24 protein-coding genes, 1 pseudogene and 2 riboswitches are annotated in these 23,172 nt (G+C 66.4%); of the genes and pseudogenes, 7 read left to right on the top strand and 18 right to left on the bottom strand.

Annotated features, from left to right (window positions below; all coding sequences use genetic code 11):
- The first annotated feature begins 70 nt into the window (after positions 1-70).
- Both NMD1_RS15885 and NMD1_RS15880 read left to right on the top strand, forming a co-directional pair.
- Complete coding sequence (locus NMD1_RS15885) at positions 71-1,543, top strand: biotin carboxyl carrier protein (RefSeq protein ID WP_125955450.1); 1,473 nt, start codon at positions 71-73, stop codon at positions 1,541-1,543.
- Positions 1,540-2,382 (top strand): HAD-IIA family hydrolase, encoded by an 843-nt coding sequence (locus NMD1_RS15880; protein WP_125955449.1) that lies wholly within the window; start codon positions 1,540-1,542, stop codon positions 2,380-2,382. The genes NMD1_RS15885 and NMD1_RS15880 overlap by 4 nt, the downstream gene beginning before the upstream one ends.
- Here the strand turns inward: NMD1_RS15880 and NMD1_RS21580 are convergent.
- From NMD1_RS21580 to NMD1_RS15865, 3 genes and pseudogenes are all read right to left on the bottom strand, one after another.
- Positions 2,379-2,656: pseudogene (locus NMD1_RS21580) on the bottom strand (HNH endonuclease). The gene NMD1_RS15880 and the pseudogene NMD1_RS21580 sit on opposite strands and share 4 nt — an antisense overlap.
- Positions 2,653-3,561, bottom strand: coding sequence for a DMT family transporter (locus tag NMD1_RS15870; protein ID WP_223806403.1), 909 nt, complete (start codon positions 3,559-3,561; stop codon positions 2,653-2,655). The pseudogene NMD1_RS21580 and the gene NMD1_RS15870 overlap by 4 nt, the downstream one beginning before the upstream one ends.
- A 78-nt stretch (positions 3,562-3,639) precedes the next feature.
- A complete protein-coding gene (locus NMD1_RS15865; RefSeq protein ID WP_158453982.1) occupies positions 3,640-4,038 on the bottom strand; it encodes a GtrA family protein in 399 nt (132 codons plus the stop codon).
- A 141-nt stretch (positions 4,039-4,179) separates the two neighbouring features.
- Between NMD1_RS15865 and NMD1_RS15860 the strand changes: the two genes are divergently transcribed.
- Positions 4,180-5,655: a hypothetical protein gene (locus NMD1_RS15860; RefSeq protein ID WP_125955447.1), complete on the top strand. Its 1,476-nt coding sequence runs from the start codon at positions 4,180-4,182 to the stop codon at positions 5,653-5,655.
- Between the two features lies 1 nt (position 5,656).
- Here the strand turns inward: NMD1_RS15860 and NMD1_RS15855 are convergent, their stop codons facing one another.
- Both NMD1_RS15855 and NMD1_RS15850 read right to left on the bottom strand, forming a co-directional pair.
- The gene (locus NMD1_RS15855) at positions 5,657-6,385 is read right to left on the bottom strand and encodes a bifunctional 2-polyprenyl-6-hydroxyphenol methylase/3-demethylubiquinol 3-O-methyltransferase UbiG (protein ID WP_125955446.1); all 729 of its coding nucleotides are present in this window, start codon (positions 6,383-6,385) and stop codon (positions 5,657-5,659) included.
- Positions 6,358-7,365 (bottom strand): glycosyltransferase family 2 protein, encoded by a 1,008-nt coding sequence (locus NMD1_RS15850; protein WP_125955445.1) that lies wholly within the window; start codon positions 7,363-7,365, stop codon positions 6,358-6,360. Before NMD1_RS15850 ends, NMD1_RS15855 begins: the two co-directional genes overlap by 28 nt.
- A gap of 229 nt (positions 7,366-7,594) precedes the next feature.
- On the opposite strand from NMD1_RS15850, the gene NMD1_RS15845 reads away from it, so the two are divergent.
- Positions 7,595-9,127, top strand: a complete 1,533-nt coding sequence (locus tag NMD1_RS15845; RefSeq protein ID WP_190287042.1) for a CpaF family protein — start codon at positions 7,595-7,597, stop codon at positions 9,125-9,127.
- 15 nt (positions 9,128-9,142) lie between these two features.
- Here the strand turns inward: NMD1_RS15845 and NMD1_RS15840 are convergent, their stop codons facing one another.
- The gene (locus NMD1_RS15840; protein ID WP_124807426.1) at positions 9,143-9,349 is read right to left on the bottom strand and encodes a hypothetical protein; all 207 of its coding nucleotides are present in this window, start codon (positions 9,347-9,349) and stop codon (positions 9,143-9,145) included.
- A 68-nt stretch (positions 9,350-9,417) separates the two neighbouring features.
- Between NMD1_RS15840 and NMD1_RS15835 the strand changes: the two genes are divergently transcribed.
- Together NMD1_RS15835 and NMD1_RS15830 are read left to right on the top strand one after the other, a co-directional pair.
- Positions 9,418-10,308, top strand: coding sequence for a DMT family transporter (locus tag NMD1_RS15835; protein ID WP_233497704.1), 891 nt, complete (start codon positions 9,418-9,420; stop codon positions 10,306-10,308).
- Positions 10,309-10,402: 94 nt separating this feature from the next.
- Positions 10,403-10,537: an entericidin A/B family lipoprotein gene (locus tag NMD1_RS15830; RefSeq protein ID WP_124807428.1), complete on the top strand. Its 135-nt coding sequence runs from the start codon at positions 10,403-10,405 to the stop codon at positions 10,535-10,537.
- Between the two features lie 52 nt (positions 10,538-10,589).
- Here NMD1_RS15830 and gcvPB read toward each other — a convergent pair whose 3' ends face one another.
- From gcvPB to NMD1_RS15770, 12 genes are all read right to left on the bottom strand, one after another.
- The gene (gene gcvPB / locus NMD1_RS15825; protein ID WP_125955443.1) at positions 10,590-12,143 is read right to left on the bottom strand and encodes an aminomethyl-transferring glycine dehydrogenase subunit GcvPB; all 1,554 of its coding nucleotides are present in this window, start codon (positions 12,141-12,143) and stop codon (positions 10,590-10,592) included.
- Entirely contained in the window at positions 12,140-13,498 is a 1,359-nt protein-coding gene (gene gcvPA, locus NMD1_RS15820; protein ID WP_125955442.1) for an aminomethyl-transferring glycine dehydrogenase subunit GcvPA, read from the bottom strand. Before gcvPA ends, gcvPB begins: the two co-directional genes overlap by 4 nt.
- Positions 13,499-13,502: 4 nt before the next feature.
- On the bottom strand, positions 13,503-13,874 hold the full coding sequence (gene gcvH / locus NMD1_RS15815) for a glycine cleavage system protein GcvH (RefSeq protein WP_124807431.1): 372 nt from the start codon (positions 13,872-13,874) through the stop codon (positions 13,503-13,505).
- Positions 13,874-15,031: a glycine cleavage system aminomethyltransferase GcvT gene (gene gcvT / locus NMD1_RS15810; protein WP_125955441.1), complete on the bottom strand. Its 1,158-nt coding sequence runs from the start codon at positions 15,029-15,031 to the stop codon at positions 13,874-13,876. The genes gcvH and gcvT overlap by 1 nt, the downstream gene beginning before the upstream one ends.
- A 32-nt stretch (positions 15,032-15,063) precedes the next feature.
- Positions 15,064-15,180, bottom strand: a riboswitch (glycine riboswitch).
- Positions 15,181-15,283: riboswitch (glycine riboswitch) on the bottom strand.
- Between the two features lie 103 nt (positions 15,284-15,386).
- Complete coding sequence (locus NMD1_RS15805; protein ID WP_125955440.1) at positions 15,387-16,061, bottom strand: NAD(P)H-binding protein; 675 nt, start codon at positions 16,059-16,061, stop codon at positions 15,387-15,389.
- Positions 16,054-17,226 (bottom strand): deoxyguanosinetriphosphate triphosphohydrolase, encoded by a 1,173-nt coding sequence (locus tag NMD1_RS15800; protein ID WP_125955439.1) that lies wholly within the window; start codon positions 17,224-17,226, stop codon positions 16,054-16,056. Before NMD1_RS15800 ends, NMD1_RS15805 begins: the two co-directional genes overlap by 8 nt.
- Positions 17,227-17,235: 9 nt before the next feature.
- Positions 17,236-17,928 (bottom strand): aspartate/glutamate racemase family protein, encoded by a 693-nt coding sequence (locus NMD1_RS15795; protein ID WP_125955438.1) that lies wholly within the window; start codon positions 17,926-17,928, stop codon positions 17,236-17,238.
- A 129-nt stretch (positions 17,929-18,057) separates the two neighbouring features.
- Positions 18,058-18,384: a hypothetical protein gene (locus NMD1_RS15790; RefSeq protein ID WP_124807436.1), complete on the bottom strand. Its 327-nt coding sequence runs from the start codon at positions 18,382-18,384 to the stop codon at positions 18,058-18,060.
- A 13-nt stretch (positions 18,385-18,397) separates the two neighbouring features.
- Entirely contained in the window at positions 18,398-19,870 is a 1,473-nt protein-coding gene (locus NMD1_RS15785; RefSeq protein ID WP_125955437.1) for an NAD(P)(+) transhydrogenase (Re/Si-specific) subunit beta, read from the bottom strand.
- Positions 19,870-20,154: an NAD(P) transhydrogenase subunit alpha gene (locus tag NMD1_RS15780; protein ID WP_124807438.1), complete on the bottom strand. Its 285-nt coding sequence runs from the start codon at positions 20,152-20,154 to the stop codon at positions 19,870-19,872. The genes NMD1_RS15785 and NMD1_RS15780 overlap by 1 nt, the downstream gene beginning before the upstream one ends.
- A gap of 14 nt (positions 20,155-20,168) precedes the next feature.
- A complete protein-coding gene (locus NMD1_RS15775) occupies positions 20,169-21,287 on the bottom strand; it encodes an NAD(P) transhydrogenase subunit alpha (protein ID WP_125955482.1) in 1,119 nt (372 codons plus the stop codon).
- A 19-nt stretch (positions 21,288-21,306) separates the two neighbouring features.
- Entirely contained in the window at positions 21,307-21,429 is a 123-nt protein-coding gene (locus NMD1_RS15770) for an aa3-type cytochrome c oxidase subunit IV (protein WP_124807439.1), read from the bottom strand.
- A gap of 183 nt (positions 21,430-21,612) precedes the next feature.
- Here NMD1_RS15770 and NMD1_RS15765 point away from each other — a divergent pair, with 183 nt between their 5' ends.
- Entirely contained in the window at positions 21,613-23,031 is a 1,419-nt protein-coding gene (locus NMD1_RS15765; protein WP_124807440.1) for a sigma-54 dependent transcriptional regulator, read from the top strand.
- The last annotated feature ends 141 nt before the right edge of the window (positions 23,032-23,172 follow it).

Below are 23,172 nucleotides of genomic sequence, written 5' to 3'. Positions count from 1 at the left end.
CCGATCCCCGCTTTGCGGCGGGCGGCGTCGACACGGGATTTCTTGTGGGGCTTTCCGGAGGGCCGGGACAATGACCGAACTGCGTCTCGTCGACGTTACCATGCGCGATGGCAACCAGAGCCTGTGGGGGGCCACCGGCCTCGATACCGCGCAGATGCTTGCCGCTGCCGCGCTGACCGAAGCCTGCGGTTTCCGCGCGATCGATTTCACCTCGTCCAGCCACATGGCCGTAGCCGTGCGCTATTTCCGCGACAACCCGTGGGAGCGTATCCGCCGGATGCACGCGGCGATGCCCACCACGCCCTTGCAGTTCATCACCACCGGCCTGCGCTTCATCGCCTGGCAGCAAGCCGACCCGGAGTTCATGCGGCTGGTCTATCGCCAGCTACAGCGTGACGGCATCGGTCGCTTCGTGCTGCTCGATCCGATGCACGAGGTGCCGGCCGTGATCGAGGCCGCCCGGCTGGTGAAGCAGGAAGGTGAAGCCGAGGTCATGTGTGCGCTGACCTTCACGCTCTCGAACATTCACACCGATGCGTTCTACGCCGATTTCGCGCGCGCCGTGGGCCAGAGCGCCGATATCGACCTGTTCTATATCAAGGACCCGTCCGGCCTGCTCTCGGTGGACCGCGCGCGCACGCTGGTACCGGCGGTGAAGGCCGCGATCGGCAACCGTCCGCTGGAAATCCATGCCCATACCACGATCGGACAGGGGATGCTCTCCAGCCTGGAAGCGGCGAAGCTCGGCGTCTCCGCGATCCACGTCGGCATCGGGCCGGGGGGCGACGGGTCTTCGCTGCCCGAAGCCAACCGGATGCTGGCAAACCTGGAGGAAGCGGGACACGCGGTCGCCATCGACAAGGCCGCGCTCGCCAGGCTGACGCAATACTGGACGCGCCTTGCCGCTGCCGAAGGCCTCCCCCCGGGTCAGCCGCAGAACTTCGATGCCAGCTTCCTGCGCCACCAGATCGCCGGCGGGGTGATGACCACCACCGCGCGCCAGCTCGACGAACTGGGCCTGTCCGACCGGCTGGGCGCGGTGATCGCGGAAACCGAGCAGGTGCGCGCGGAGCTGGGCTATCCGATCATGGTCACGCCCTTCCCGCAGATGGTCATGAGCCAGGCGCTGTTCAACGTGATCGGCGACCGCCGCTATGCGCAGGTATCCGATCAGGTGGTGCGCTATTGCCTGGGCAAGTTCGGCAAACCGACATCCCCCATCGATCCGCAAGTCCTGGCGGCGATCATGGACCGGCCCCGCGCGCGCGAACTGGAGCACGAGCCCACCTTCCCCGCGCTCGCCGACTTGCGCCGCCAGTTCGGCGTGCATCTGTCCGACGAGGAGTTCCTGCTGCGCGCGGTGATGCCGCCCGAACAGGTCGATGCCATGCAGGCGGCGGGGCGTTCCCGCCCGGGGTATACGCCCCAGGCCGCGCCGATGCTCGCCCTGCTGCGCAAGCTCGCCGCGCAGCCGCAGGCGCGCGACATCGTGATCGAACGGCCGGGCTTCCGCCTCGCCCTCCATGCCGGAGCCGCCGCATGACTGTGTCGAAGGACGTATCCGCCCGCCTGCGCGATGCCGCCGGCTACGTGTTCGACATGGACGGCACGATCGCGCTGGGCGATGCCGCCAGTGGCGGGCACAAGGCCCTGCCCCATGCGATTGCCGTTCTGGAGGGGCTGAAGGCGCGGGGCACGCCCTATGTCGTCTTCACCAACGGCACGGCCAAGCCGCCCGCCGCCTATGCCGCATCGCTGCGCAAGGCGGGATTTCCGGTGGACGACGGGCAGATGCTTACTCCCTCCTCGTCCACGGCGGACTGGCTGAAGCGCTCCGGCGTTGGGAAGGTTCGCGTGCTGGGCAATGCCGGTTGCCGCGCGCCGCTCGACGACGCAGGGCTCGCTGTGGTGGGGCCGGACGAGGCGGCCGAGGGGGTGGAAGCGGTCTATACCGGCTGGTTCCGCGAGTTCGATTTTGCGGCGCTGGAAGCCGCCTGCGATTCGCTGTGGAAGGGTGCGAGGCTGCTGACCGCCAGCAACGTGCCGTTCTTTGCGACGGCCAACGGCCGCGCCATCGGCGCCAGCTATCCGATCAACGCGATGCTGACCGCGATGACCGGCAAGCGCCCGCGCATCCTGGGCAAGCCTTCGCGCGTGGCGTTCGATACCGCGCGGTTGCTGATGGGCCTGCCGCGAAGCGCGGCGAAGCATATGGTGGTGGTGGGCGATGATCCGGCGCTGGAAATGCGCATGGCCAATGCTGTAGGGGCGCTCTCGGTCGGCATGGCCACGGGGATCATGGCCAAGAGCGACGACTTGCCCGAGCGCGACCGGCCCGCCGTGTTGCTGGATAGCCTGAAGCCGCTGCTGGATATCCTCTAACGCCGTTTTGCCGTGGGCGCGTGGAAATCGGGCGGCTTGCCCGAAACCCATGCTACGAATTTCGCGATCACCGGATTGGCCCGCAGCGTGTCGGCATCATGGCCGATGCGCGCGAGTCCCCGTTGCCGAACTGGGCGTGCAGCGTGCGGTGGCAGATCGGATGGACCGCCACGGTCTCGCGCCCGCCCCGGCTTTTCGGTATCGGGTGATGCCATTCGATCCGTCGTCCCAGCGGCCGTTCGCACAACCAGCAGCAGGCCGCCGCGTCGCTCACCGGCCCGGTCTGGCCGGCGCGTCGGCCCGCCCGGCGTTCCACAGGTACAGCCCCGCCGCGACGATCACCGCGGCGCCGAACAGCGCGGTGGCATCGGGGCGCTCGCGAAACAGCAGCCAGCCGAAGAAGCCAGCCATCAGCAACTGCACATAGGTCATCGGCGCGATCGTCGCCGCGCCGGCGCGGGTGGTCGCCATGTAGACCAGCGTGTGGGCAAGGCTCGCGCTGCAGGCGATCAGCACCGACCGCGCCGCCACGCTCCATTCCGGCACGCCGATATGCAGCATCGGCAAGCCGCTGAAATGCCCGATGATCGCGGCGGGAACCAGGATCAGCGTGCCGAAGAACGCCACGCTGAACTGCATCGCCAGCGCGCTGGCATGGCCCGCCACCGCACGGTTGCCGATCATCAGCAGCGCCATGCCGATGGCGGAAAGCAGCGGCAGGAACGCCACCGCGCCCAGCGTGGCAAGATTGGGCCGCAGCACGATCAGCACACCGGCGAAAGCGAAGGCGCTGGCGATCCACGTCGCGCGCCGCATCGGCTCGCGCAGGATCAGCGCGGCAAGCAGCCCGGTAATCATCGGGCTGGTGAAGGTGATCGCGGTGGCGGTGGCGATCGGCATCAGGAACAGCGCGGTAAAGAACGCCATAGCCGATATCGCCACGCCCCCGCCCCGCAGCATTTGCCAGCCGGGCCGCGCCATGCGGAACCCGGCCCGCCCTTCGCGCAGCGCAAGCACCACGCCCAGCCCGATCACGCCCGCGACATAGCGCAGCGCCGCGATCGCCAGCCCCGGCCACAGCCCGGCCATTGACTTGACGACCGCATCCCCGACCGAAAGCAGCGCGAACCCGGCGAGCGCGAACAGGAGGCCGGATGCTTCACGTGATCGATGGTCCACTAACGCGCCTTTACGCTGATGGGGGCACACCGGTGCCGTTCATCCGCCTTTCGATTTCAACGCATTTGCGGGTTCGCTTCAGCGAACGGGCTGCGCAGGGCGCGCCCTCACCGGTCGGAACACGAAATGCTGGAGCGCGAGATAGACAGAAACGGCAAGAAAAGGAACGAGCAATGCTTGCGCGACCAGGGGGTGAAATCCCAGCCGTCCCAACAAGGTCAGTGCAAGACTGTTGACGCAAACCTGAACCGTATAAACACCCAGGAACCGTGGCAGCAGGGCAAGATCGCGGTTGGCAAAGACATGCTTGCCGATGGTGTGGAAATTGAACGCGACACCCAGCGCCGTTGCAGCGACCACAGCGGTCAGTCTTGACGCTCCCAGCAAAATCAGGCCTACGAACAGCGCATAGCCGAAAGCGGTGTTGATGCCGCCCACGATCAGGAAGCGAAACCAGCTTGGCAGGCGTTCGAACATTCTGCCAATCTGCACAGATCGGGTTAAGACGGCATAAATTGCGCGTGCCTGGGCTGGCATGTCGGGGGCTATGGACAGCAACAACCAGATGATCGCCTGATGACCTCACCGCTATCGCAAACGCCCGTCCGCGCTGATCGTATGGCTTCGCTTCCGGGCCACTGGCTTCTTGGCATGTTCGCCGGCTGGCTCGCGGCCGACCTCGTGCTGCTTTCGGCTTTTTTGGGCTTCACCTCGCCCCTGTTGCTCGGTCTGCAGGCGCTGGCTTCCAGCCTGCTTGTCTTCGGCCTGACAAGAGGCGCCCGGCAGATCGGCCCCATCCCGCTCCGCAGGATCGGGTTGTGCGTGGCGATCGCGTTTGTTTTACTTCTTCTCGGTGGCGAAGGGCGGCTGTTCTACGCCAACATCGACTGGCAGGTTCGCGATGCCGTGCTGCGCGACATGGCCATTCATCCATGGCCGTTCGCCTATCTCTACCAGGGCGAGCCGTTTCTGCTGCGCGCGCCTATCGGCATGTATCTGCTACCCGCCATCGCCTGGAAGGCCTGGGGCGAAACGGCGGGCGGCCTGACGCTGCTAATCCAGAACGCCCTGCTTCTCGGAGGGCTTCTGGCGCTGGCGTCGCCGCTTTTCGACAGCCGCCGCGGCCGCTGGATCGCGCTGATCGTGGCGCTGTGCTTCGGCGGGCTGGACATTGTCGGCAATGCCATTGTCGGCCCGCGCTTCATCGATCATCTTGAAGGCTGGCTTCCCGGCTTTCAATTCAGCTCGTTCATCACGCTGGCGTTCTGGGTGCCTCAGCATGCTCTGGCGGGATGGCTTTGCGGCCTGCTGTTCCTGCTTTGGCGGGTCGGCAAGCTGGATATCGGCGTGTTCCTTGCCGTTGTTCCGTTGACCGCGCTGTGGTCGCCGCTGTCGATGATCGGCGCGCTGCCCTGGGCGGCGCTGGCGGGCGTGGAGGCCTTGCGGCAGGGAACGCTCTCGTGGCGATCGCTGGTACTGCCCCTCGGCGCCTCCGTCCTGTCGCTTCCTGCGCTCGCGTACCTGGGCATGGCGGGCGATAACGTCGGCATACGGCTCTATGCTTACGATTTCCCGCGGTACGCCCTGTTCGAAGCGCTGGAAACGCTGCCCTGGCTGGTGCCCGTGATGGCGGCAAGCCCGCAGTCCCGCTTTGGCCGTCATGCGGCAACGCTGGCGGGCGTGGTAATGCTGGTGATACCGCAAGCGCAGATCGGCTGGTCAATCGACCTCATGATGCGCGGCGCAATACCCTCGCAAACCGTGCTGGCCGTGCTGGTCGCGGAAATTCTCGCGGCGTCGCCGGGCTGGAAAACGGCGGGCCGGCACTGGTGGCTGGCCGGGGCGTTGGCGCTCGCGGCCTGTACCGGCGTTTCCGAGATAAACCGCGCCTTCCGGTTCGCGCCGGTGGGGCACGGCCGCTGCAGCTTCTTCAAGGCGTGGGACCAGGGTTTCGCGCGCTACCCCAAGGGCAGCTATCTGGCCCCCCTGGGCAAGGTTCCGCCGCGCCTGCTCGGCCAGCACGTCAGCATCGTGCCGGTCGTCGAACCCGACGCGTGCTGGGAAGGCGTATGGCGCCGCCCCGTCGGCGTTTAGCTCAGCGCGCCGAAACCACGGCGTAGAGCGAAAGGCCGATGGGCATCTTCACGCGCCCGAGCAGAAAGCGCTCCAGCGCGAACACCGCCTGCAATGCTCCGTTGAGAAGCCGGCCCGGCATGTCGTCCAGCGGCGCATCGTGACCACGCACGCGCTGCGCCTGCCGCTGCAGCCACGCCAGCGGGAACAACAGCGAGTTGAAGTAGCCTATTTTTTCCACTTTCAGCCCGGCGTCGGCAATGCACGAGCGCAAGGTTTCCAGCGTATAGCGCCGATGATGGTGGTGGATCTCGTCGTGCCTTGACCACAGCGACGGAATCGCCGGGACGGTCAGGATCAACCGGCCTTCACTGCGGAGCAGATCGCCCAGGCGTCGCAGCGACGAACGATCGTCCTCAATGTGTTCGAGCACGTCCAGCAAGGCGATCAGGTCATAGGAGCGATCGGGCAGCGCAACCCGGTCCGGCAGCGCGCCGAACCCGATGTCCGCGATACCCTTGGCGGAGGCAAGATCGCGCGCGCCATCATCGAATTCGAACGCCTCGAGATGGCCATAGCGGGCCAGCAGGGCAAGGTTGCCGCCTGTTCCGCATCCGGCTTCCAATACCTTCGCGTTGCGCGGCGGCAATGCGAAACGGTCGATCAGGCTGGCGATGATGCGCCGACGGGCGACGAACCACCAGTGCCGTTGCTCCACCGCATTCATGCCCGCATAGGCGGCCTGGTCCACGCTTCTTCCCTTTCGCTGGAGCCGTGATCCGGCTCTGCCGCACTGTCCTGTTCAACGACATACAGGGGCCTCTGCCGCACTTCCTTGGCGATGCGGCCGATATATTCCCCCATGATCCCGATGCTCAGCAGCTGGATGCCGCCCAGCATCAGCACGCTGATCATGATCGACGCATAGCCTGGCGTGTCGATGCCGGTTATCAGCGTGTGCAGCACCAGAAATGCCGCATAGGCAAATGCGCTAAGGGCGGTCACGCCGCCAACATATGTCCAGATGCGCAGCGGCGCGGTGGTCGAAGCCGTTATCCCGTCGAGCGCGAGGCTCCACAGCCGGCGCCAGCGCCATTTCGTTTCACCGGCATGGCGCTGCGACCGGACATAGTCGACCGTCGCGACCCGGAAGCCCACCCAGGCGAACAGGCCCTTGTTGAAACGCGCGCTTTCGCCAAGCCGGTTGATGACATCCACAGCCGCCCGGTCGAGCAGGCGATAGTCGCCCACGTTCTCGGGGATAGGTGTTTCAGCCATGAGGTTGACCGCGCGGTAAAACCCATGCGCCGTCCAGCGCTTCAACCGGCTGTCGCTGGAGCGGTCAACGCGCCGGGCATTGACGACTTTCGCGCCCGCGACCCACTCGCGTACCAAGGCCGGCAGCAGTTCTGGCGGATCCTGCAAATCGACGTCCATCGGCACCACGGCCGCCCCGCGCGCGTGCTGCAAGCCGGCCGCGATGGCGGCTTCCTTGCCGAAATTGCGGGACAAGCGGAGATAGCGGACGCGCGCGTCCAGCCCGGCAAGGATCGCCAGCATGTCCGGCGTGCGATCGCTGCTGCCATCATCCACGAACAGCAATTCCGCCGAAGCCTGCGGCCCGATCACATCGAGCGCCTGCGCCAGCGGCGTCCGGACGGCATCGAGAAACGCGCCAAGACTCTCCTGCTCGTTGAATACCGGAATGATGATCGTCAGTTGAGGTGGCATGGCATCTCCGCCAGCCGTTCTAGCGGGTGATGGTTAACCGGAGGTAATTGCCCGGGGCCGCTCCCGTCATTCGCGGCATAAAGACCGCCGCGGCGCGGGCGCCCCCGGCCATGCCCCTCACCCGATTAGGAATTCCTGAACGTTTCCCGATTATTCACCGCGTTTGCATAAGGACTGGTGACCTTCTTCCTCCATTTTCCGGAAGGGGTCGCAAGACGGGATCTATTTAATGAGCGCTTTTGGGCGAAAGAACGGACTTGGCGGCGGCGGTTCCATGCGGCCTTCCTTCGGTGTCGCGCGGCCCATGCGGGCTGGCGAACAAGCTCCCGCGGGCCAGCCCGCGCCAGCGAGCCAGCCGCCGGTCGGTGGCCAGCAGTTCCCGCCCCTTCCTGCCGAATCCGAAAGCGCCGCGCCGCAGAACCCGATGAAGGCGGATGCGATGACGCGCCTTGCCGATCGCGTCAACGGCGTCCACGAAAGCACGTATCAGGCCGAAGGCTTCGAAGCCTCGGTCCACAAGATCAAGGAACAGGTGCTGCCGCGCCTGCTCGAACGCGTCGATCCCGAAGCCGCCGCCACGTTGACCAAGGACGAACTGTCCGAGGAATTCCGCCCGATCATCATGGAAGTGCTGGCGGAACTGAAAGTCACGCTCAACCGGCGCGAACAGTTCGCGCTGGAAAAGGTGCTGATCGACGAACTGCTGGGCTTCGGTCCGCTGGAAGAACTGCTCAACGATCCTGACGTGACCGACATCATGGTCAACGGCCCGGAACAGACCTACATCGAAAAGAAGGGCAAGCTGACCATCGCGCCGATCCGGTTCCGCGATGAAAGCCACCTGTTCCAGATCGCGCAGCGCATCGTCAACCAGGTGGGCCGCCGCGTCGACCAGACCACGCCGCTGGCCGACGCGCGCCTCAAGGACGGCAGCCGCGTCAACGTGATCGTGCCGCCGCTCAGCTTGCGCGGTACCGCCATCTCGATCCGTAAGTTTTCCGAAAAGCCGATCACGCTCGACATGCTGCGCGATTTCGGTTCGATGTCGGACAAGATGTGTACCGCGCTGAAAGTCGCGGGCGCGTGCCGCATGAACATCGTGATCTCGGGCGGTACCGGTTCGGGCAAGACGACCATGCTCAACGCCCTGTCGAAGATGATCGATCCGGGCGAACGCGTGCTGACGATCGAGGACGCGGCCGAACTGCGCCTGCAGCAGCCGCACTGGCTGCCGCTGGAAACCCGCCCGCCGAACCTGGAAGGTCAGGGCGCCATCACCATCGGCGATCTCGTCAAGAACGCGCTGCGTATGCGCCCTGACCGGATCATCCTGGGCGAAATCCGTGGCGCCGAATGCTTCGACCTGCTGGCCGCGATGAACACCGGCCACGATGGTTCGATGTGTACGCTGCACGCCAACAGCCCGCGCGAATGCCTGGGCCGTATGGAAAACATGATCATGATGGGCGACATCAAGATCCCCAAGGAAGCCATCAGCCGCCAGATCGCGGAATCGGTCGATCTGATCGTTCAGGTGAAGCGCCTGCGCGATGGTTCGCGCCGCACCACCAACGTGACCGAAGTGATCGGCATGGAAGGCGACGTGATCGTGACGCAGGAACTGTTCAAGTTCGAATATCTGGACGAGAGCGAGGACGGCAAGATCATCGGCGAATTCCGTTCGACCGGTCTGCGCCCCTACACGCTGGAAAAGGCGCGCCAGTTCGGGTTCGACCAGGCCTACCTCGACGCCTGCCTCTGATCGGCTGCCGCCGGTTCAGGCGGTGTGGAACCAGTCGCGCGCGGCCAGGCCGAGCGCGACGCAGCCGATCATCATCGCCAGGAAATAGATCGTCGTCCACGGCATGAAGCCAACGGCGTCGGGGTCGCTGCGGCGCAACCGCCGGCGGTCGGCCCACCACGCGATCATTGCCAGCAGAATGGCCACACCCCCGATCGAACCCATCGTCACCGCGTCGTCCATGCGCCGAAGATGGGAACGAAGCGCTTGATCGCAAGCCCCGTGCGCCTATGGGCAAGCGCATGGACCGCATGAACCGACCGATCCTGGCGCTGGGGTTGCGCCTGGCCGCCATGGCTTCGCTCTCGGTCATGCTGATGCTGGTCAAAGTGGCGGGCACCCGCGGCGTAAGCCTGCCGGAGACCCTGTTCTGGCGGCAGTTCTTTCCCGGCCTGATGCTGCTCGGCTATCTTGCCGCGCGCGGCCAGCTTTCCGTCCTCAAGACGCAGCGGTTGTGGGTTCATGCCCGCCGGGCGGCCTTCGGCGGCTCCGGCATGTTCCTGACCCTGGGCGCGGTGATCCTGCTGCCTCTGGCCGAATCCACCGTGCTGGGCTTCACCGCCCCGATGTTCGCGGTGATCCTTGCGGCGGTGGTGCTCAAGGAACCAGTGGGCTGGGTGCGCTGGTCGGCCGTGATACTGGGGCTGGCGGGCATCCTTGTGATCGCGGGGCCGAACCAATCGCATCTCCCGCTGTTCGGCATTGCCGTGGGCGTGGGCGCGGCGTTCATGGTCGCGGTGATCGCCATCCAGTTGCGCGATCTGGGACGGACCGAACAACCGCTGACGGTGGTATTCTGGTTCTCCGCTTTCACCTCGCCGGTGCTGGCCCTGTTCCTGCTGCGCACCGGCGTCCACCATGACGCGGCGGACTGGTTGATCCTGTTCGGCATCGGCCTGTCCGGCCTGATCGGCCAGATCTTTCTCACCGCCGCGCTGCGTTATGGCAGCGTATCGAGCGTGATCGTGATGGATTATTCCGCCTTCGCCTGGGCCACGTTGTGGGGCTGGCTGGTGTTCGACCATCTGCCGCCCGCCTCAACCTGGATCGGCGCGCCAATCGTGATCGCCGCCGGGCTGATCATCGCCTGGCGGGAACACCTGCTGCATCGCCAACGCGCGGGCGACGCGCTGACCGCATAACCGATCCACCGGCGGAACCGCTAGCCGTTCCGAACGTTCCAGCGGTTCATCACCGCCAATGCGGTGTTCGGCTATTTACGAGAGGAGATTTCCGATGATCCGCAAGATCGTTCTCGCGACGGTTCTGAGTGGAATGGTGCTGGGCACCGCCGCCTGCAACACCGTGAAAGGCGCCGGCCGCGACATCGAGTCGGTCGGCCAGGCCGGTTCCGACGCGATCCACAAGTAAGTTCAGAACAAAGGCCGCCGGTCACCCGGCGGCCTTTGCGCACGGAAGGTCGTCAGTCCTTCCACACCAGCTTCGGCTTGCGCGCAGCCAGCGTTTCGTCGAGCCGCCGACGTGGAGCCAGGTGCGGCGCGCTCTTGAGCAGCGGATCGCCTTCCCGCGCGCGCTCGGCCAGCGACCTCATCGCCCCGATGAACTGGTCCAGCCCCGCCTTGCTTTCGGTCTCCGTCGGCTCGACCAGCATCGCGCCGTGGACCACCAGCGGGAAATAGACCGTCATCGGATGGAAACCCTCGTCGATCAGGCCTTTGGCGAGATCGAGAGTGGAGAACCCTTCCGCGAAACCGTCATCGCTGAACAGCGCTTCGTGCATGCAGGGGCCGGCTGCGCCGAACGGCGCTTCCAGCACGTCCTCAAGCCGACGCAGCACGTAGTTGGCGTTGAGCACCGCGTCGCCCGAAACCTGCCGCAGCCCATCCGCGCCGTGGCTCAGGATATAGGCCAGTGCGCGCGTGAACATGCCCATCTGGCCATGGAACGCGCACATCCGACCGAAGCCTTCGGGATGGATGCCGGGCGCGTCCTCTTCCTCCACCAGCCGCACCGAACCATCGGGCTGCCGCGCGGTGAACGGCAATGGCCCATAGGGCGCGAGCGCTTCCGACAGCACGACCGGCCCTGACCCCGGCCCGCCCCCGCCGTGCGGGGTGGAGAACGTCTTGTGCAGGTTGATGTGCATGGCATCGACGCCAAGGTCGCCCGGACGCACGCGCCCGACGATGGCGTTGAAGTTCGCCCCGTCGCAATAGACATAGCCGCCGGCCGCATGGACCGCATCGGCGATCGTCTTCAACTCGCGCTCGAACAGGCCACAGGTGTTCGGGTTGGTGATCATCACCCCCGCCACGTCCGGCCCGAGCCGCGCGGTCAGCGCCGCGACATCCACGCGGCCGTCCTCGGTCGCCGGGATGTTCTCCACGCGATAGCCGGCGAAGGCCGCCGTGGCAGGATTGGTGCCGTGCGCGCTTTCGGGCACCAGGATCACCTCGCGCGCGTCGCCCCGCGCTTCCAGCGCGGCGCGGATGCACAGCAGCCCGCACAGTTCGCCATGCGCGCCGGCCTTGGGCGTCATCGCCACGCCGTGCATGCCGGTCAGCTTGATCAGCCAGTGCGCCAGTTCGTTGATCACCTTCAGCGCGCCCTGCACCGTCTGCTGCGGCTGCAACGGATGGACATCGGCAAAGCCCGGCATCCGCGCCACCTTTTCGTCCAGGCGCGGGTTGTGCTTCATTGTGCAGCTTCCCAGCGGGAAGAGGCCCAGGTCGATCGCGTAGTTCTGCCGCGACAACCGGGTATAGTGCCGTACCGCTTCCGGCTCGGACAGGCCCGGCAGATCGAGCCGCGCCTTGCGCCGGAATGCGCCCAGCGTGTCGGGCAGGTCGGGCGCTTCATCGAAATCGACACCGCACCGGTCGGCCGCGCCGATCTCGAACAGCAGCGGTTCCTCCAGATGCAGCGCGCGGTTGCCGGTGAAAGTCGTCACCGCCGCGCTATCGCCCTGATCGGCGGACATGGCCGGGCGCCAGCCCGCGGGATTGAGGTCGTTCATGCCAGCACCTCCTCAAGCGCCGTACCCAGCGCGTCGATGTCTTCCGCCGTCGTGCATTCGCTGGCCGCCACCAGCAGACCATTGGCGAGCGCCGCTTCGCCCGGATAGAGCCGGCCCAGCGACACGCCGCCCAGCACCTTGCGGTCCGCCAGATCGCGCACCACCTGCCGGGCATCGCGCGGCAGCGTCACCGCGAATTCGTTGAAGAACGTGGTGTTGACGATCTCCACGCCCGGCACTTGCGCCAGGCGATCCGCCGTGGCGCGCGCGCGGGCATGGCTCAGGTGTGCCATGCGCTCCAGCCCGGTCCCGCCCAGCAAGCTGAGATGGATCGAGAACGCCAGCGCGCAGAGGCCGGAATTGGTGCAGATGTTGCTCGTCGCCTTCTCGCGCCGGATGTGCTGTTCGCGCGTCGACAGCGTCAGCACGAAGCCACGCCGACCTTCTGCGTCCACCGTTTCGCCGCACAGGCGGCCGGGCATCTGGCGCACGAACTTCTCGCGGCAGCCGAACAGGCCGAGGTACGGCCCACCGAACTGGAGGCCGACGCCGAGCGACTGCCCTTCCCCCACGACGATGTCCGCGCCCAGGGCACCGGGGCTTTCGAGCAGGCCCAGCGCGACCGGTTCGGTCACCACCGCCACCAGCAGCGCGCCCTGCGCCTGCGCGGCGGCCGCGATCCGCGCGAGATCGGGAATGCGGCCAAGCACGTCGGGATACTGCACGACGACGCAGGCCGTGTCCGCGTCGATCGCGGCGATCACGGCGTCGTCATCCGCCGCTGCGGCCAGCACCGGGGCAGAGGTCACCAGCGCATCGCCGGTAAAGCGCGCCATGGTGCGCGCGGTCTCGACGTAGTGCGGGTGGAGGCCGCTCGAAAGCACGGCCTTCTTCCGCCGCGTGATGCGGCCCGCCATGGTGATTGCTTCCCAGCACGCGGTCGACCCGTCGTAGAGCGAGGCATTGGCGATGTCGGTCCCGAACAGGCGTGCGACCTGGGTCTGGAACTCGAACAGCACCTGCAAGGTCCCCTGCGCGATTTCCGGCTGATAGGGCGTGTAGGCGGTCAGGAACTCGCCGCGCTGGATCAGGTGGTCGACGCTGGCCGGCACATGGTGGCGATAGGCGCCCGCGCCCAGGAAGAACGGTGCTTCGCCCGCCGTCAGGCTTTCGGCGGAGAGCCGCGCCATGTGGCGTTCCACCGCCATTTCGCTGGCGTGGAGCGGCAGGCCGGGGATCGGCCCCGCCTGCCGCGCTTCGGCGGGCACGTCGACGAACAGGTCGTCGATCGATCCCGCGCCGATGACCGACAGCATGGCGCTGCGATCATTCTCGCTCAGGGGAAGATAGCGCATCCGGTCAAAGCCCCTCGACGTAGGTCTTGTAGGCGGCTTCGTCCATCAGGCCTTCGAGCTCGGCGGCATCGGACAGCGTCATGCGCCACAGCCAGCCATCGCTTTCGGCAGCGGTGTTGACCAGTTCCGGCTCGTCTTCCAGCGCGGCGTTGGCCTCGCTCACCGTACCCGAAACGGGTGCATAGACGTCCGAGGCGGCCTTGACCGAATCCACCACCGAGGCGCTGTCGCCCTTGGCCACCGCCGAACCCGCCGCCGGCAGTTCCACGAAGGTGATGTCTCCAAGCTGGCTCTGCGCGTAGTCGGTGATGCCGACGGTGGCATCGCTGCCGTCAACGTCGATCCACTCGTGGTCCTGGGTGAAATAGCGGGGCATCAGGCGGCTCCTTTGCGGTGATAGCGGTGGGGAACGAAGGGCATGGGCGTGACGGTGGCCGCGATCTTGCGCCCGCGCACGTCGATGATGAGTTGAGTGCCCGGCCGCGCCAGTTCGGCGGCGACGGTGGCCATGGCGATGGGCTTCTCCAGGCTGGGCGAAAAGCCGCCGGAGGTGACGCTGCCGACCTCGGCCTCGCCCCACAGCACTTTCGCGCCCTCGCGCGCGGCCATCCGGCCTTCGAGCACCAGGCCGACCCGGCGCGTGACGCTGCCGGTATCGATCAGGGGCAGGATGCGGTCCGCGCCGGGAAAGCCCCCGTCACCGCGCCGGCGCTTGTTGATGCCGAACAACAGGTCCGCGCTCACCGGGTCCACGTCCGGCGTCATGTCGTGCCCGTAAAGCGGCAGGCCGGCTTCGAGCCGCAGCGAATCGCGCGCGCCCAGGCCGATCGGCTTCACTTGTGGTTGCGCGCAGATCAGGTCTGCGATCGCGGCGGCGCTTTCGGCCGGCACGGCGATCTCGAACCCGTCCTCGCCGGTATAGCCCGAGCGGCTGATCCACGCGTCCACGCCGCCCAGCGTGAAGCTGGCGCCGCGCATGAAGCTGAGCGCGGAAAGCGCGTGTTCGCCACCCACCAGCGGAGCGAGCGCTGCGAAGGCTTCCGGCCCTTGCAGCGCGAACAGCGCGCTGTCCGCCAGGTGCGTGAGCGAGACGGCTTCGGGCAGGTTTGCGCGCAGATGGGCGATGTCGTCGTGCTTGGTCGCGCCGTTGACCACCAGATAGAAGCCCGTGCCCCAGCGCGTGACCATCAGGTCATCCAGAATGCCGCCATTGGCATCGAGCAGCAGCGAATAGCGCACCCCGCCCAGCGGCAGGGTGGACAGGTCGATCGGCAGTACCGCCTCGATCGCGGCTTCGGCGCCTTCGCCCGCGATATAGAGCTGGCCCATGTGCGAAACGTCGAAGAACCCGGCGTGCGCGCGCGTCCACAGGTGTTCGGCGATGATGCCTTCGTACTGCACCGGCATCCAGTATCCGGCGAAAGCGACCATGCGCCCGCCACGCGCGCGGTGCCAGCCATCGAGCGGCAAGGTCAGCGGCCCGGCGTCGGGCTCGCCGATTTCATCCGGTGAAATTTTGTATGTGTCGCTCACAAAATCGGTCTCCGTACAGTCTGGCACCCATCGGTGCCCCCTCTGTCACGGAAACCTGAGAGCTTTCCCCCGCCGCCCGCACGGGCTGGCAAGGTTACCCCTTCGGCGGCCCTTTCCTTGCGGCAAGGACACTTTCCAGAGCGTCGCTATCGACCAACGCGGTCCTGAAGCCTGAGAGATTCCGGGGCGGTTGCTCCTTCGGCGTCCCGCGATCCGACTGGCGAATCGCAGGAACTCTCCCGCGCGATCAGCGACCTGTCCATTTCGCGCCGCAGCAAGGCCAAGTCAATCCGCGCAGCCGCCCTTTGCGGCTGAACTTATCCGCAAGGCAGGCTAACGGTTCCGGCGCCCGATGCTAACGCCGTGTGGCGCGCAGGATCGCGTCGTGTTCGTGCACGAAGCGCCCGTCGGGCTTGATCCCGGCAAGGCCAAGGATTGCCTCCGCCACCACGGAAGCGCGGATGGAGCGGTACTTGCGCAGCGAACCGTGCAGACACAGGTCCGCCGCCGGGCTGGCGATCATCGCCACGCGTTCCCCCATGCGCAACGGCCCTTCGCGCCGCCCACGCAGCAGCCCGGGGCGCAGGATGTCGAGTCGGCCGAAACGAAGCCGCGACAGCGTGTCCTCCACCTCACCTTTCACGGAGAGATAGAAGTTCTTCGACGCCAGTTGCGCGCCGACCGAGGATACCGCGATCAGCTGGCGCACCCCGGCCTCGCGCGCGGCGCGGGCACAGGTCAGCACCAGATCGTGATCGACCGCGCGAAACGCGTCCCTGTCCCCGCCCACGGCGCGGATCGTGGTGCCGAGCGCGATCACCGCCACGTCCGCGCGCGCGGCGGCGATGGCATCGGGCCAGTAATCCGGATCGGACAGCAGCATTTCCATGCGCGCACCCGGTGGCAAAGGCACTTCGCGCCGGGCGATGGCGATCAGCCGCTGGCCGCGCCGGCCCACCGCCTTTTCCATCACCTGCCGCCCGACCATGCCCGTGGCGCCCAGCAACGCGATGCGCGTTTCGTTAGACATTGCTCAGGCCCTCAGGGGCGCTGCCGAACAGCCGTGTGAAGCTGTCTATCGCATAGCGGTCGGTCATCCCCGCAATGAAATCGGCGACATGCCGACTGCGGCCTGGCTCGCCTTGCGGCATCTGCCGCTGCCAGCTTTCCGGCATCCGCGCAGGGTCCTCTGCATAGGCCGTGAACAGCGCGGCGATCACCGAACACGCGCGTTCCGCCGTGGCGATCTGTTCGGGGTGGTAATAGAGCCGGTCGTACATGAAGCGCTTGAGCGCGCGCTCCTCGTCCGCCATCCCGGCCGAGAAACCGGCCAGCGCCAGCGGCGCGGCGCGCACGTCCTCCGCCGTTTCGGTGCCGCTTTCGATCAGCCGCCGGCGCGTTTCCGCGATCACGTCGTTGACCATGCGGCCGATCTGCCCGCGCACCAGCTCGCGCTGCAGGCGATCACGCTGCCCACCCGGAAAGCGCCGTTCGATCGCGCGCCACTGGTCGGCGATGGAGGGCAATTCCAGCAGCTCGTCGATCGTCAGGAAACCCGCGCGCAGGCCGTCGTCGATGTCGTGGTTGTCATAGGCGATGTCGTCCGCCACCGCCGCCACCTGCGCTTCCAGCGAAGCGCGCTGCCCCAGATCGAGCGGGAACGCCGCGTCGAGTTCAGCGAGCGCCCAGGTCGGCGCGTGGACGGGGCCGTTGTGCTTGGCCAGACCCTCCAGCAGCTCCCACGAAAGGTTCAGCCCCTCGTGCCCGCAATAGGGGCTTTCCATTCGCATCAGCACGCGCAGCGTGTTGGCGTTGTGGTCGACCCCGCCGTGGTCCGCCATCGCGGTTTCCAGCGCGTCCTCGCCGGCGTGGCCGAACGGCGGGTGGCCGATGTCGTGCGCCAGGCACAGCGCCTCGGTCAGATCCTCGTCCAGCCCCAGCGCCCGCGCGATCACGCGGCCGATCTGCGCCACTTCCAGGCTGTGCGTCAGCCGCACGCGGTAATGATCGCCATCGGGCGCGATGAACACCTGCGTCTTGTGGCGCAGCCGGCGGAACGCGATCGAATGGATGATCCGGTCGCGATCGCGCTGGAATTCGCTGCGCGGGCCGCGCGCGGTCGACGGCTCCAGCGGGTATTCCCGTCCGCGCGACCGCGCCGGATCGCTGGCATAGGGCGCGCGCGTGGCGGTCACGGCAATCGGCTACTCGCCCAGGATCCAGTCGACCGCCGCTTCGGCGTGGATCGCGGTGCCGTCATAGATCGGCAGCACGTTGGCATCGACATCGATCACCATGTCCAGTTCGGTGCAGCCCAGCACGATAGCCTGCGCGCCATCGCGCTCCATGTTGGTGATCATGGTCTTGAACGTGCGCTCCGCCGATCGCGTGGCGCGGCCCTGCATCAGTTCCTCGTAGATGATGCGGTCCACTTCCTCCACGCTGTCCATCACCGGGGGCAGCAGCGTTACGCCATGTTCGATCAGCCGCTTGCGATAGAAGCTTTCGATCATGACGTTGCGCGATCCGATCAGCGCCGCCGTCTTGACGCCATTGGCCTGCATCTTTTGGCCCACCACGTCGGCGATGTGGATCACCGGCACCTGCACCGCGCCGGCCACCTTGTCATAAACCTTGTGCATCGAATTGGCACCGATCAGGATCGCGGTGGCGCCGGCCTGCTCCAGCCGCTGCGCGCTGGCCGTCAGCACGTCTGCCGCGTGATTCCACTGCTCGGGCGTGGACAGGCGGACAAGATCGGTGAAATCCAGGCTTTCGATCAGCAGCGGCGCGCTGGCCAGCTTGCTCGTTCTGGCCTGAACGAGCCGGTTGATGTGTTCGTAGTAGGTGCGGGTAGAAACCCAGCTCATGCCGCCGATAAGGCCGAGTTTACGCAAAGTCAGATCTCCCGGGGAATGCGACCACCCTCGTCGCCCCGGCCTTACGAAAGGGCGTGCGCGCCGTCCAGCGGGAGAGACACGGAATCCGGCGGATTGTGCCTCGGCCCGCCCCCGCGAGGGAACGCCCTACCGGCGCTTCTCCGGCGCAAGCCCCACCGCGCACAGCGCCGCCGAACTCGCCGTCACCTCGATCGCCTGCGCATCGCCCACCCGGCGCACCGCCGAAACATAATCGAACAGCGAACGCTTATCGCCCTTGAGCTGCTTCAGCTTTTGCAACTGGCCAAGCGAAAGCCGGTCGGTCATCCGCGTCGCCATGCAGGCCGAATTGGCCTCGGACAGCCCCGCATCCATCATCGCGCTCTTGACCTGACCATAGGCCAGCTTGGACGGTGCGCAGGCAGCCAGTGCCAGCGCGCCCGTCAGCGCGGCGAACATCCCGATCCGGCGCATCAACGTGCCTCCATCAGTGGGCCAGCGCCTTGACGATATCCTCGACCATCTTCTTGGCGTCGGCGAGGAGCATCATGGTCTGGTCCATGTAGAACACGTCGTTGTCCACGCCGGCATAACCCACGCCGCCCATCGAACGCTTGATGAAGAAGATCGTCTTGGCCTTCTCCACGTCGAACACCGGCATGCCATAGATCGGGCTGGACTTGTCGGTCTTGGCCGCCGGGTTCACCACGTCGTTGGCGCCGATGATGAAGGCGACGTCGGCCTGCGCGAACTCGCCCTGGATGTCCTCCAGTTCGAACACCTCGTCATAGGGCACGTTGGCTTCGGCCAGCAGCACGTTCATGTGGCCGGGCATACGGCCCGCGACCGGGTGGATCGCGTACTTCACGTTGACCCCGGCGGCTTTCAACTGGTCGCCCATCTCGCGCAGCACGTGCTGGGCCTGCGCCACCGCCATGCCATAGCCCGGGATGATGATGACGCTTTCGGCTTCCTTCATGATGTAGGCCGCGTCCTCGGCCGATCCGCGCTTCCACGGGCGCTGTTCCTTGGCTGCGCCGCCCGCGCCACCGGCTCCCGCATCCGCGCCGAAGCCGCCGGCGATCACCGACAGGAAGCCGCGGTTCATAGCCTTGCACATGATATAGGACAGGATCGCGCCCGACGAGCCGACCAGCGCACCGGTGATGATCATCGCGGTGTTGTGCAGCGTGAAACCCATCGCCGCCGCCGCCCAGCCTGAATACGAGTTGAGCATCGAGACGACCACCGGCATGTCCGCGCCGCCGATCGGGATGATCAGCAGGAAGCCGATCAGGAAGCTCAGCACCGTGATCGTGGCGATCACCCAGGGTGCCTCGTCCTGCGTGAAGTATCCCACCAGCCCCAGGATCGCGACCAGCGTGCCCAGGTTCAGCACGTGGCGGCCGGGAAGCAGGATCGGCGATCCGCTCATCTTGCCGGCAAGCTTGAGGAACGCGATGACCGATCCCGAGAACGTGATCGCGCCGATGGCGATGCCGAGGCCCATTTCGACGCGGGACTGCGGCTCGATCAGCCCGTCCGGCCCGGTGATTCCGAACGCCACCGGGTTAAGATAGGCTGCCAGGCCCACCAGCACCGCCGCGAGGCCGACCAGCGAGTGGAACGCGGCAACAAGCTGCGGCATGTCGGTCATCGCGATTTTGCGCGCGGTAGTCAGTCCGATCACCGCACCGACAAGTATTGCGGCAAGGATTTCGGCGAGCGCGACCGCGTCCAGATGGGCAATGAAGCCGTACGGCCCAAAATCCTGGACGCCGTAAACCGGGACGTTCGTCAGCAGCGTGGTGGCGACCGCAATGGTCATGCCGATCATGCCATAGCGGTTGCCCGCACGGCTCGTGGCGGGGCTGGAAAGGCCGCGCAGCGCGAGGATGAAGAGGACGCCCGAGACCAGATAGGCCATCGCCACCCAAGGAGAGACAGCGACGTGTTCCATCACTTCTTCTCCTTCTTCTTGTACATCGCGAGCATGCGCGCGGTGACGGCAAAGCCGCCGAAGATGTTGACCGAAGCCAGCACCACCGCGCCAAGGCCGAGCCACTTGGAAACCGGCGATCCGGCCGCCGCGCTCGCCACCAGCGCACCGACGATGATGACCGACGAGATCGCGTTGGTCACCGCCATCAACGGCGTGTGCAGCGCGGGCGTGACCGACCACACCACGTAATAGCCCACAAAGCAGGCCATCACGAAAATCGACAGGATCGAGATGAAATCCATGAGTGCGGCCCCCCTCAGCCGAGCAGTCGTTCGTGGACGACCTTGCCGCCCTGCGTCAGGCGGATGGCATTGCCGATTTCCTCGTCCAGCACCGGCCTGCCCTGCTCCTTGTCCCAGAAGGCGGAGAGGAAGTTGTAGAGGTTGCGGCTGAACAGCGCGGAGGCATCGGCCGGCAGGTGCGCGGGCGTGTTGGAATAGCCGACGATCTTCACGCCGTGCTTCTCCACCACCTGATCGGGCACCGATCCTTCCACGTTGCCGCCCTGCGCCACCGCCAGATCGAAGATCACGCTGCCCGGGCGCATCGAGGCGATCTGCGCATCGCTGATCAGGCGCGGCGCGGCGCGGCCAGGGATCAATGCGGTGGTGATGACGATGTCCTGCTTGGCGATATGCGCCGAAACCAGCTCGGCCTGCGCCTTCTGGTATTCCTCGCTCATCTCCGTGGCATAGCCGCCGCTGCCTTCGCCCTCGATCCCCGCCACGCTTTCGACGAAGATCGGCTTGGCGCCCAACGACTGGATCTGTTCCTTGGTGGCCGAACGCACGTCGGTCGCCGAAACCTGCGCGCCCAGGCGGCGCGCGGTGGCGATGGCCTGAAGCCCGGCCACGCCCACGCCCATGATGAAGGCCTTGGCCGCGCTTACCGTGCCGGCCGCCGTCATCATCATCGGAAAGGCGCGGCCATAAAGGTCCGCCGCGACGATCACTGCCTTGTAGCCGGCAAGGTTCGACTGGCTGGACAGGATGTCCATCGACTGCGCGCGGGTGATGCGCGGCATGAATTCCATCGCCAGCGCTTCCAGGCCGGCGGCGGCATAGGCGTCCACCCGGTCACGCCGGCCGAAAGGATCAAGCCCGGCGACGATCCACGCCCCGGGCTTCACGCCAGACAGCAGATCGGCCTCCGGCCCCTGCACGCCAAGCACGATATCCGCGCCCTTTGCCGCGCCTTCGGTCAAAACCTCGGCGCCCGCCGCGCGGTAATCGTCATCGGCGATCGAGGCCGTCGCGCCAGCGTTGCTCTCAACGCTGACCGTGGCGCCGAGGCCGATGAACTTTTTTACCGTTTCCGGCGTTGCCGAAACCCGGCTCTCTCCCGTCGCGCGTTCCCGAAGGACGGCGATCCTTATGGTTTCGCCCACGCGCCGGTTACTGGATCACCACGATAACGAAAGCGACGATCAGCACGATCACCGGCACCGAAATCTTGATGAGGTTGATGAAGCCGGCATAGGTGGCCTCGGCGGCCTTCATGTCGTTCGCGGAAGTCATGATCTACCTCTTTCCCCCGGCGCACCGAAGCGCCTTCGCGGCCTCTCTAACGACACCGTCCGGTTCGCTCAAGAACGAACCGTGTTCTTAGCGCCTCCGCGCCGCTGCGTGACGGTCGCCACGCTTAACAGGGTCTTTACCCGATAGGCGTAACAGAAGCGCGGATCATTGACCGGGAAGACCATGGCAGAGCCCGAAGACCGCCTTTTGATGTTGATCGATGACGAGCCGGCACAGTGCCGGCTGATCACCGCTCTTGCCGCGCGGGAAGGATGGCGCACGATCATCGCGCGCGATTCCGAAACCGCGATCGCTACCCTGGGTACGCGGCAGGGGATGCAGCTTGGCGCGATCATTCTCGACCAGTGGGTGCCCGGCGATGATGCCTGCGCGCTGATCGCCGAACTCAAGGCCCGCCGGCCCGCTCTGCCCATCCTGATGCTCACCACCAGTTCCTCGCCCCTGCTCGCGGTGGAAGCCATGCGCGCGGGCGCCACGGATTATCTCATCAAGCCGGTCGCCCCGGATCGCCTGCTCCAGGCGCTGCGCAGCGCGACCACGCGCGAGGCGCCGGCGGTGGAACTGCAACCGCTGACCGAAAAGATCGGCGCCGCGCTTGATTTCGATTCGATGATCGGGGCCGCGCCCTCGTTCCGCGCCGCGCTCGCCGTGGCGGCCAAGGCCGCGCGGACGCAGGGCACCGTGTTGATCGAGGGCGAGACCGGCAGCGGCAAGGAGATGCTGGTGCGTGCAATGCACGCCGCTTCCCCTCGCGCCAAGACGCCGCTGCGCATCGTCAATGCCGGCGGCATTCCCGGCAACCAGATCGAATCCGTGCTGTTCGGGCATGAAAAGGGCGCTTTCCCTGGCGCGTTCGAACGGCAGGCCGGCGCGCTCCAGCATGCCGACGGCGGAACGCTGGTGATCGACGAGATCGACCGCCTCAATCCGCATGTGCAGGAACGTCTGCTGCAATTCCTCGAACGCGGCGATGTGCAGCCGATCGGCGCGCGCCACCGCTTCCGCGTGGACGTGCGACTGATCGCGTGCAGCAACGGTTCGCTGCGCGAACTGCAGCATGTCGGGTTGTTCCGTCCCGATCTGGTCGACGTGCTCAGCACGGTGCTGGTCAGCCTGCCGCCGTTGCGCGAACGCAGCGGCGACATTCCGGCGCTGACCCGCCATTTCCTCGCCCGGATCGGCGAGCAGCCGGGCCTGCGGCACCTTGGGATCACCGATGGCGCGCTGGCGCTGCTTTCGGCCTATGACTGGCCGGGCAACGTCCGCCAGTTGCAGGCCACGCTGTTCCGCGCCGCCGTGTTCTGCGACAACGAGGCGCTGACCGCGCAGGATTTCCCCAATCTCTCGATGATGGTCGGCGAAGCGCCGCGCCACAACCCGCAGCACAGCGAAGGCGCGGGAGTCATGCTCTACGCTGCCGATGGCAACCTGCGCCCGCTGGAAGAAATCGAGGCCGACGTGATCCGTCTCGCCATCGGCCACTATCGCGGCCGCATGAGCGAGGTGGCCCGCCGGCTCGGCATCGGCCGGTCCACGCTCTATCGCAAGCTGTCGGAACTTGGCATCGACAACGCCGCGTAGGGTTGCATGGATGATATCCGCGGGTCTCAATATCCGCTGTTGGAGGGCGCGGGAACGGGCGCGGTTAGCGTACTGTCGCCCAATCCCCAAATCCGCTCATCCTGAGCTTGTCGAAGGATGCGCGATACGGTTCATCCTGAG

It is taken from the genome of Novosphingobium sp. MD-1, from assembly GCF_001014975.1.
In the GTDB taxonomy this organism is placed as follows: domain Bacteria; phylum Pseudomonadota; class Alphaproteobacteria; order Sphingomonadales; family Sphingomonadaceae; genus Novosphingobium.
This window is presented reverse-complemented; position numbering and strand designations above follow the sequence as displayed.

Bases quoted from the DNA above. Each gene is read 5' to 3' on its own strand.
- NMD1_RS15885 (WP_125955450.1), top strand. From the start codon at position 71: ATGACCGAACTGCGTCTCGTCGACGTTACCATGCGCGATGGCAACCAG.
- NMD1_RS15880 (WP_125955449.1), top strand. From the start codon at position 1,540: ATGACTGTGTCGAAGGACGTATCCGCCCGCCTGCGCGATGCCGCCGGC.
- NMD1_RS15865 (WP_158453982.1), bottom strand. From the start codon at position 4,038: ATGTTCGAACGCCTGCCAAGCTGGTTTCGCTTCCTGATCGTGGGCGGC.
- NMD1_RS15860 (WP_125955447.1), top strand. From the start codon at position 4,180: ATGGCTTCGCTTCCGGGCCACTGGCTTCTTGGCATGTTCGCCGGCTGG.
- NMD1_RS15850 (WP_125955445.1), bottom strand. From the start codon at position 7,365: ATGCCACCTCAACTGACGATCATCATTCCGGTATTCAACGAGCAGGAG.
- NMD1_RS15845 (WP_190287042.1), top strand. From the start codon at position 7,595: ATGAGCGCTTTTGGGCGAAAGAACGGACTTGGCGGCGGCGGTTCCATG.
- NMD1_RS15840 (WP_124807426.1), bottom strand. From the start codon at position 9,349: ATGGACGACGCGGTGACGATGGGTTCGATCGGGGGTGTGGCCATTCTG.
- NMD1_RS15835 (WP_233497704.1), top strand. From the start codon at position 9,418: ATGAACCGACCGATCCTGGCGCTGGGGTTGCGCCTGGCCGCCATGGCT.
- NMD1_RS15830 (WP_124807428.1), top strand. From the start codon at position 10,403: ATGATCCGCAAGATCGTTCTCGCGACGGTTCTGAGTGGAATGGTGCTG.
- gcvPB (WP_125955443.1), bottom strand. From the start codon at position 12,143: ATGAACGACCTCAATCCCGCGGGCTGGCGCCCGGCCATGTCCGCCGAT.
- gcvPA (WP_125955442.1), bottom strand. From the start codon at position 13,498: ATGCGCTATCTTCCCCTGAGCGAGAATGATCGCAGCGCCATGCTGTCG.
- gcvH (WP_124807431.1), bottom strand. From the start codon at position 13,874: ATGCCCCGCTATTTCACCCAGGACCACGAGTGGATCGACGTTGACGGC.
- NMD1_RS15805 (WP_125955440.1), bottom strand. From the start codon at position 16,061: ATGTCTAACGAAACGCGCATCGCGTTGCTGGGCGCCACGGGCATGGTC.
- NMD1_RS15790 (WP_124807436.1), bottom strand. From the start codon at position 18,384: ATGCGCCGGATCGGGATGTTCGCCGCGCTGACGGGCGCGCTGGCACTG.
- NMD1_RS15785 (WP_125955437.1), bottom strand. From the start codon at position 19,870: ATGGAACACGTCGCTGTCTCTCCTTGGGTGGCGATGGCCTATCTGGTC.
- NMD1_RS15780 (WP_124807438.1), bottom strand. From the start codon at position 20,154: ATGGATTTCATCTCGATCCTGTCGATTTTCGTGATGGCCTGCTTTGTG.
- NMD1_RS15770 (WP_124807439.1), bottom strand. From the start codon at position 21,429: ATGACTTCCGCGAACGACATGAAGGCCGCCGAGGCCACCTATGCCGGC.
- NMD1_RS15765 (WP_124807440.1), top strand. From the start codon at position 21,613: ATGGCAGAGCCCGAAGACCGCCTTTTGATGTTGATCGATGACGAGCCG.